Source organism: Flavilitoribacter nigricans DSM 23189 = NBRC 102662, assembly GCF_002646595.1.
Classification (GTDB): Bacteria; Bacteroidota; Bacteroidia; order Chitinophagales; family Saprospiraceae; genus Flavilitoribacter; species Flavilitoribacter nigricans.
The window spans coordinates 90518-99919 of record NZ_PDUD01000048.1; the positions used below are offsets into that span (position 1 = coordinate 90518).

The following is a 9402-nucleotide window of genomic DNA, read 5'->3' on the forward strand; positions in this document are numbered from 1 at the left end:
CCACCTGCGCGCAAAGCCGCCAAACGCGAAGGCACTGCATGTAAAAGGCGGAACCGGAGGACTGCGCAATTCTGCACTTGACGGGAGGCACAAGATTATTGAGCCCCTACCCTATTTTGGGTAGTAACGCTTGCGCAGCCCGGAGTGGAGCCTATCTTGCAGGGACGAGGGTTTGGGCGGTGGGGGTGCTGGTGGGTACATCGGTTATGGGGATAACATTTACACTATGGAATTTTGGAATTTGCAAAAACGCTCCACTTTCATGTTACAAAAATGCCGATTTGTTAAAATCGGGTATTTAACTTTTTAATATTTTGAAAGTCTGGCTAAATGTGATATGTTTGACTCGTAAACATGCTTTCATACCATAGCAAACGTGCATACTCTGATATCCTACCGATATCTTTGTATCCAAAACAACAGCAGTTCTAATTTATCCATTTATTGGACTATATGCGATTAAGCATATGGTACGCTTACTTTTACTTTAGCTATAAGGTTTACCCTTCGGCTAAGGAACTACTCTTCTATTGCTGGTTCTTTGCCAAAAATAGTGTAACAATTAAGATTTGGAATACTTTCGAAGGGGCTATTGGTTAGATTGTCCCGACTCATTGAGTACGGGATGTCGCTGCACTTCATTTTGATGGCTTCATGGCTGAAACAGTGCCAACAGTTTAGCCATCTAACTATCCCAACGTTCATTTGCAAGCCTTCTCGAATCATTGTTACAGTAAATCGGCCCAAGAACACTTAATAACAAATCATTACACTTAAACCATCGAATAACTATTCGGTAACGCTGGTATTTGCCTTAAGCATTAGTGAAGGTCTCCGTCTTCATTGAGATGGAGAAGCTATGGCTTTTACCGATGCAGAGCGGTCGCTTTGTAGCTAAAAGGCGAGTATTTACGGTAAAAAGAAACCTAAGTACTCTGTAACAAAAATAAATTATGCTTCTGAGCGTGCCTTTTCTCAAATAAAAGTAAAAACCGATAACTCGGTTTCGGTTGGTCCTTTTGGCCATGTTGACGCTCTAATGACTGTTGATAATAAGTCGGAAATCTGGGGCCTCTATATCTTTAACCGAGCTTTTTCTACTTCTACTAATGGACGCATAGGACTTAATATCTTAACGGATCACAACACCGATTACCAACAGATCGGAATCAAAAACAGAGTAAATGTCCGTAGTACCAGCTCGGCAGTTTCCTACGGCATACTCAATGATACTTACTTAGACGGTAGCGGCAGCTTGTCAGCAGGTATCTACAATCGTGCTTGGACTAGCACATCTTCGTCAGGTGCTAAGATAGGCCTCTACACCAGTGTAGGCAGTGAGGGAACTGGCCCTAGATATGCACTTTACAGTTCCGGAGGTACCTACGCCGGCTTTTTTAGTGGCAACGTTCATATCAACGGTGTGCTTGTTCAAACCTCTGACCGGGATCTGAAAGAAGAAATCCAAGACGTGGAAGACCCCAGCGAGCAGTTTCTCCAGATCAAAGCCAGAAAATACAAGCTCAAAAAGGAGAAGGATAAGAAAACCCATTATGGCTTTATCGCCCAGGAGATAGAAACCCTATTCCCTGAATTGGTACGCGAGGTAGTTAGTCCGGGAGAACCCATTTACGGGGAACAAGAAAACGAAGAAGGAGAGATGCAAATGACGGAAATCGGCCGGGAGCCCGACCAGACCTATAAAAGCATCAACTACATTGAACTGATGCCGATTCTGGTGAAAGTGATCCAGCAGCAGGAAAGTAAAATTTTGGAACTTCAAGAACGGATCGAAAAGCTAGAGAAAAAATAGCCTGCTTGCTTTTCCGTCTTTTTCAACATCCAATCTCAAGTAGATCTTGTGTGCATCGTACTTAAAATAAATGCAATGAAACAACTCATTTTCATAGCCATATTGTCCCTTCATTTTCTTACCGGTGTGGCCGGGCAGCAACAATTATTAATTCTGAATCGCGGAGAAGGACAAATTCTCTCTGCTAGGTTAGCTAATCCTAACGCTCCCAAAGTTTTGATTGGTAACGTCAAAGAAACTAAGATCTTAAGATCGCTAGATCTGGTTCATTACAAAAAAGGGAACAAATTATTTTGGATTGACGGCAATCAGAGAGTCATACAAGCAGCTGACGATGCTGCTCAAGGGGTTACTAATTTTGATTCTGATGTTTTGGGATTACCCGTAGACCTTGAAATAGACGAGCAGAATGAGGTGATGTACTGGGTGGATCAAAAGCAGAAAAAAATATTTAAAACAAACATACAGGGAGGATCAAAGAGCGAAGTGAATTTAGCAGAACTTGATCGACCAAGCAGTTTGGCCGTCAGTGCTGATAAGAACCGGATCTTCTGGACAGAATTAACCGATCCACACATCAACTATTCCTCCTTATCCGGAGAAAACATCCAGAAATTTCCCATCAATTATTCCAAGTATCCCATCCGCTTATCCATCGATGAGGTACAACAAAAATTATATTGGACCAGTGATACCGGGCACAGCATCGGCCGCAGCGATCTGGACGGCAGTAATCAGGAAATTATTTACCAAGGCGTTGAAGAAGAACATCCCTTCGGTTTATTCATCAATCAAACGGATCAAAAGATTTATTGGACCGATTACGGTACCGATAAGGTCATGCGCGCTAATTTGGACGGCTCCGAAGTAGAAGAAGTCATAAGTGGATTGTTGGATCCGGTATCTATTGTCATACTGGATGGACCAGGAAACCAAAATATTCAATCCCCGGCATCCATATCCCTTGCAAATTCCGAAAAAATCGGTTTATCCATTTTCCCCAATCCTACTCGGGGCAATATCACCTTAGTCATATCCGGCTATAAAGATGAATCGGAAGAGAATAAGATCAGCATTTTCAATCAGTACGGAAGCCTCGTTCAACAATTCACACGCTCCGGACTAGTACACGAAATACGGACTGAGGATCTACCCGGAGGCATCTATTTCTGTAGCGTAAAAACCGGGCTTAAAGAGCTACACAAGCAATTTGTCCTGATCAAATAGTTGTCTTTTGTTAATCTCCCAAAAATTTAGCTCTGATGAAAAAGAGTATATCTATATTATTTATTTTATTTTATTGCTTTCACTTTTTAAGCGCTCAACCGACTCCGGCAGAAAACGATCCAACCCTGGAAATCATGCCACCTTCTCCCAGTGCTGCAGCGATTACCAAGTACGTCGATTTTCCCGTTAATTATTACAGCGGAACCCCGCAAATAAGTATTCCCATTCACACGCTATCAGGAAAAGGGATTAGTGTTCCCGTTTCCCTAAGCTATCACGCCGGAGGTACGAAAGTGGATGAAGTAGCCAGCCACGTCGGATTAGGGTGGAGCCTTAATGCCGGAGGCGTGATCAACCGAACGGTGAGAGGATTTCAGGACGAAGAATTAGACGGCTATTTGAATCGAGGGGCAAATGTCCCCTACCCTATTGATCTTGCCACCAACTTTGATGATCTCAAAAACTTTGCAGACGGCTATTGGGACGGCCAGCCTGACCTCTTTAATTTTAGCTTTGGAGGCTATTCAGGTAAATTTATTTTTCGGGAAGATGGATCAGTTATGCAGATTCCCTTTCAAGATCTGGACATTGACTACGATATATGTTCAAGTTGTCCTTCCCCGTTGAATACCGCTATCCTTTCCTTTACGATCACCACACCGGATGGTATCCGGTATACTTTCGGTACCGCTTCTGCCGTAGAGTATTCTACCACCGCTTCTACCGGACAAAGTGCTACCTGTAGGATCAAGGATTTTTCTAATCCAGCCGTAACTGCCTGGTATTTAAAAGAAATACAACATCCCACGACCCTGGATAATATTGTTTTTCATTACAGCCCCCATACCATACAGTATGATCTAGCCTATTCGGAATCATTTTCTTACCCCACTACGCCGCAGACCGGAGACTGTTCTTCGACTTACAGCCATACCAGTTCCGGTTGTATTTCCATAAAAACGGACCATGGAGTCAATCTAGATTCCATCGTAGCCATCAATGGAAAAGTGACCTTTATCAGTGATGGCGCTCGCAGTGACCTGGTTACCCAAAGCGGTAGTAGCCGATTAAAAGAGATCCAAATTAAAGGCAAACAAAACGGAACGCTCAAGATCTATAAACTAGTCCAAAGTTTTATCCAATCCACGGGTGCTACTCCAAGCACTGAAGCCTCCTCCAAATACAGAATGTATCTGGACGAAATTGAAACGTACACCGCTACCAATGTTTTCAGCAATGAATACAAATTTGAGTATAACAACCGATCCCAGTTACCACCAAGATTGTCTTTCAAACAGGATCACTGGGGTTACTTTAACAACGAAAATAATCTACAGATGACCCCGGCACCGGACGGTGCTGCCAGTACCCTCAATTATATCCAATCTTATTTCACGTCATTTTCTGCCGCCAATCGGGCACCTGATGGTGAAAAAGCACAGTATGGTAATATTAAAAAGATCACTTACCCAACCGGTGGTTTTGTAGAGTATGAATTTGAAGGGAATGAACTAGCCGTATGCCGAGAATTGCAACAGAAAAAAGACACCATTGTCAACAACTATATCACCTACACTACAGGTCCAGCAACTACAACGAATACCTTTACCCTCGAATATCCCCAGTTGATCACTGTGGTTTACGATATTTTTAAGATGGGTTTTAGAGCGAATGGTGCATCCGTTCATATCTATGATATAAATGACCTAAACGATCCTATTGAAACCTGGTGAGGCCATGCAGCAGGGGAAGAAGACGTAATTATTCAGGGTACAGAATATATCTATCTGCCCGCAGGAGAATACTTACTGGAATCAAATGTATTTGTGGATGATGATCCCAATGACAGTTACCCCAATTCCCCCGAAAAAGCTGATATCGGAGTCATTTACGAAAAAAATGTAACAGTAACGGTTGGGAATGAACCAACCGGTGGAATACGACTTCAAAAACTGACGATTGACGACGGAGACAACGATAGTGGAAATAATATCGTAAGAGTTTTCAAATACGAAAAAGACATCAATGGTTGTGACGGTTCTACAGCAGCGTATCTGGGAAGAACCCCAAAGTATATAAATAATGAAGTTAGAGTGATTAATAGTGAGGAGGAAATTTGTGGATATGAAGAATGCTATTTCACTACCTTATCCTCTTCCAGTCTAACAAACCTGAGCAATTACGCCGGTAATATCGTGGGATACCGGGAAGTTTGGGAATGGCAAGGAAACAATGCCGAAAACGGCCAAAAATACTTTAAATACCAAACCTTTGCCGATATCAATCCGCAAATGGGGCCCAACCCCTATAATGTGTTCTTAAGTACCCCCATGATCGATTATTCCTACAAAAGCGGGATGTTGATTGAAGAGCACGTATATAAAGCCAACAATGACACCCTATCTAAAAAAATGTATGACTACGAATTCAACGAAACCGTTAATAGTGATAGTCAGAAGGGCATTGTAGCCAGAAAGGTATTTGACCTAGCTTGTGAAGAAGACGCTTTTTATCTGTGCGACGGTACAAATACCGAAGGAGAAGAATTCTTTCTTTATTACTGTAATAATGGTCAGGGGTATGAAGTCTGCGACACTATTTTCACACCTTGTTACAACAAAGCTGCCGGAGACACCATTTTCAACGCAAACGCTCTGGTTCCCTACGCTATTGAATGGTACGATGTGGTAACCAGCTGGATCTACCTGGGAAAGGAGACCATGCAATACTTCGACGATGACGGATCAGGTAATTACCTGGAGACAGTGACCCAGCATGAGTACGATACTATCCAGGGTAATCACACCATGCCGGTGGCTACCATCATGACCAATAGTGACAACAAAGTCCACCGGACCGAGCATAAGTTTGTGTTTGATATGACTACCACTCCCCTATGGACCGATCTCATCAGTCGAAACATGATCAGTACTCCGATTGAAACCAGGGTAATGGTCGATGGTATCATAACAGATGGCGTAAAAAATGATTTCAGTTATTTCGATGGCAGCGGTCTTCCAACCACTACCCAACAAAGTAATCCACCCCTACTGCACCAGTTGAGCCGATATGAAGTGACCTGGAATCAGAGTGGTACCATCATTGATAACGGATGGGTTTTACAAAACACGATCGATGAATACGAAGCGGACGGATTGATCCGGAAGCACACCAAAGAAGGATGGCAATCTGAAACCTACGAATGGGATAACGGGCAATTGGTAAAAAAGACTTTTGACAATTTTGATTGGGAATATCGGTATTACGACAATTCCAGATTAATTAGCGGTATCACTCATCTGGACGGACAAATAGATTCCTTTGTTTACGACGGCCTACAGCGGCTGGAAACGACGATTTCCCGTCAAGGGAACGTCACTACCAATTATAGCTACCAGTACCGGGACGGAAGTCATCCCAACAACTTTGTGAAAAGTGAAACCATTTACGCGGGAACGGATTCCAGCGACCTTTCCAATCGAACCACTTTCCAATATCTGGATGGGCTGGGCAGACCGATCCAACAAATAGAACAAGCCTATTCGCAGAATAATCAAGACGTCATTTCCGTAACCGAATTTGATGCATTCGGCAGGCCGTTCAAATCCTACGAGCCATTTGAAGGAGCCGGTTCTTCCGGAGATTTTGTAGCCGCCGCCAATTGGCCATCGCAAATGTATTCCACAGATATCGGCTTTGAAGCCTCCCCTTTGAGTAGGAGCATTTCTACTACTCCCCCGGATTGGAAAACCTCATTTATGGAGTACGGCGTAAATACGGCCCCGATCTCTATTCCCGGGTCGAGCATTACTTACCCCGCCGGCACCCTGTTTGCCGAAACTACGATCGATCCGGATGCAACAAATACTAAAACAGAAGACCGAACGATCACCTTTACGGACAAAAAGGGGCGTCTAATCTTATCCAGAAGACAAAACCTGGCACAAACCGAGCAAGCCGACACCTACTACATCTACGACGACAAAGACCGAATTAGTAAGGTCATTCCGCCGGATGCAACAGCGACCGATCCCGATCTAATCTATACCTATACTTACAGTAGTGACGACCTGATTTTAACCAAGAAAATTCCGGGACAAGCATCCAATAGTTTTCTATACAATGACCGGGATCTGGTGACTTTTTCCCAGGACGGGAACATGCAAAGTCAAGGTCAGTGGCTACATACCCAATACGACACCTACGGTAGACCAACCGCTACCGGCTTTGTTGACCAAACGCCGACTAACGGCAATCAACTCTTATCATTTGACAACGCTTTAACCACCACCTGTTACGATGGGTGTGATCTACCTGGAACTCCCCCCCAGATCTATCGAGGCAAAGTAAGACGCACTGAAACCAAGATTCTTGGTACTAATGATTGGCTCCAGACCCTAAACTTTTACGATGCCCACGGTCGGCTGGAAAAAACCGAATCGAATAATCATTTGAACGTCAGTGATCTGGACAGCGAAGTAATGAACTACAGTTATGACTTTGCAGACAATCCTACCAAAGCTTTGCGTACGCATACCGTAGGCTCCACCACCACTACGGTGTTGGAAGAAAGCACCTACGACCACAGTGGACGGGTAATGCATACCTATCTACAGGTAAATGCCGAACCGAAGATCCAGACCAGTAAATTAGTGTACACCGCAAAAGATGAAATCCAAACCCAATACCTGGGTAAAGCCGGCACATCCTGGCTACAAAAAATAGACTTTAGTTATCGAGCCAACGGCTTCTTGGAAAGCATGAACCAACCCACGCTTGGGGGCACAGTAACCGCAGTAGACCTATGTGATCCCACCTTCCCTGTTCCGGGAAATAGTGGAGAAAACGATCTGTTTTATCTACAGATCAACTACGATCACCTCGATTTCAACGCAGCCGGATCGCCCCAATATAACGGCAATATTGCCCAACTCATCTGGCGGGTTCGCGGTCGGGAAAGACAAACCTACGGCTTTGACTACGATTTCCTCAATCGACTCCAAGACGCCAATTATTACGATATCACCGAAGCCGGAGGGCAGCGCAGCCAGACCAATAAATACAGCGTCAATTTCACTTACGCCGATGATCGCGGCAACATCGGTAGCATCAGTCGCCAAGGTCTTTACTGGGATGGTAGTTGTTTCGTAGAAGACCAGATCGATGATCTATCCTTTGGTTATTATCCCGGTACCAATCGACTCCAAGACGTCAATGATACTGCCCCTACCACTGCGGCGGCAGCAGCCGGCTTCAAGCCTTACGATACCGGCCTCAGTGGTGCTGATTACCTATACGATGAAAATGGTAATTTAATCAATGATCCTTCCAAGGATCTCAGTATATCTTACAATTATCTGAACTTACCGGATACTGTCCACCAAAACAGTGGCAGTGACCAGGTAAGCTGGCTCTACGATGCGGCCGGTAACAAATTGCGTAAATCAACCAATGGCAGCGGCAGTACCTTGCACCTCAGTGGCAACATCTCTTCCAATACCTATCAGGCCGATCAAATTACTTCGGATGGTATTGTGCCCACCGGTAACACCGTCTTGTTCCAGGCGGGAACGGAGATTGAGCTGCAAGCCGGTTTTGAAACCAAAGTCAACAGTGACTTTGAAGCGGAGGTGACGACCATCAGCAGTTCCAGCCACCATGATTACGTTAACGGAATTGAATATCAGGATGGGGTCATGGAAGCCATTTACCACGGAGTCGGGCGGATATACTTTGACAACGGTACCCCGCGTTATGAATATACCATCACCGATCATCTGGGCAACGCTCGGGTTACCTTCGCGGACCTGGATAATGATGGGACCATTGAAATCACCTCGGACCCGGCAACGAATGAGTTGCTGCAAGAAAACCACTACTACCCATTTGGAATGCAAATGGATGGTGGCTGGAAGATGCATCCGGATAGGCAGAATGCTTATCAGTATAATGGCAAGGAATTAAATGAGGATTTGGGGTTGTATTGGTTGGATTATGGGGCTAGGTGGTATGATCCTAGTATTGGGAGGTGGAATGCAGTGGATCCATTGGCTGAGGAAATGTCTAGTTGGTCACCCTATAATTTTACTTTTGATAATCCTTTGGTTTTTATTGATCCGACTGGTACCAAACCAGAATGGATTCCATCAGTAGACGACGAAGGTAATATTGTCTTAACGGCTGAAAGAGGAGATAATGCGAATACGTTAATGGAATTTTTTGGAGGAGCCGAAAATGCTTCTCAGAGACTGTTTTAAAACCTAATAATTACGCCGCATCAATAATCTGATAGAGGCAATATAAATCATACTTCGACTATGTTTTGGATTATATTCATAATCCTTACTCAAACGCCTAGCATG

Annotated in this window: 4 protein-coding genes; all 4 read left to right on the plus strand. The window is 44.2% G+C overall.

The window, feature by feature from the left end:
- Positions 1-1039: 1039 nt before the first annotated feature.
- The 4 genes from CRP01_RS35215 to CRP01_RS35230 all read left to right on the plus strand — a co-directional run bounded on the left by CRP01_RS35215 (position 1040) and on the right by CRP01_RS35230 (position 9297).
- The gene (locus CRP01_RS35215; protein ID WP_099154783.1) at positions 1040-1813 is read left to right on the plus strand and encodes a tail fiber domain-containing protein; all 774 of its coding nucleotides are present in this window, start codon (positions 1040-1042) and stop codon (positions 1811-1813) included.
- Positions 1814-1888: 75 nt separating this feature from the next.
- Entirely contained in the window at positions 1889-3040 is a 1152-nt protein-coding gene (locus tag CRP01_RS35220) for a T9SS type A sorting domain-containing protein (RefSeq protein ID WP_099154784.1), read from the plus strand.
- 134 nt (positions 3041-3174) lie between these two features.
- The gene (locus CRP01_RS35225; protein ID WP_143473681.1) at positions 3175-4773 is read left to right on the plus strand and encodes a hypothetical protein; all 1599 of its coding nucleotides are present in this window, start codon (positions 3175-3177) and stop codon (positions 4771-4773) included.
- Between the two features lie 93 nt (positions 4774-4866).
- Positions 4867-9297 (plus strand): DUF6443 domain-containing protein, encoded by a 4431-nt coding sequence (locus CRP01_RS35230; RefSeq protein ID WP_099154786.1) that lies wholly within the window; start codon positions 4867-4869, stop codon positions 9295-9297.
- The last annotated feature ends 105 nt before the right edge of the window (positions 9298-9402 follow it).